The organism is Duganella margarita (assembly GCF_009857535.1).
In the GTDB taxonomy this organism is placed as follows: domain Bacteria; phylum Pseudomonadota; class Gammaproteobacteria; order Burkholderiales; family Burkholderiaceae_D; genus Rugamonas; species Rugamonas margarita.
Genome location: NZ_WWCS01000105.1, coordinates 1 through 255, shown reverse-complemented (window position 1 = coordinate 255; position 255 = coordinate 1). Strand labels below are relative to the sequence as shown.

Sequence of the window (255 nt, the reverse complement as noted above, 5' to 3'; positions counted from 1 at the left end):
TAGAGTGCTCTTTCGTAGCAACTAATGACAAGGGTTGCGCTCGTTGCGGGACTTAACCCAACATCTCACGACACGAGCTGACGACAGCCATGCAGCACCTGTGTAATGGTTCCCTTTCGGGCACTCCTCAATCTCTCGAGGATTCCATCCATGTCAAGGGTAGGTAAGGTTTTTCGCGTTGCATCGAATTAATCCACATCATCCACCGCTTGTGCGGGTCCCCGTCAATTCCTTTGAGTTTTAATCTTGCGACCG

Annotated in this window: 1 rRNA gene; it reads right to left on the bottom strand. The window is 50.6% G+C overall.

From position 1 onward, the window contains the following. Positions 1-255, bottom strand: a 16S ribosomal RNA gene (locus tag GTP55_RS30535); the annotation flags it as partial.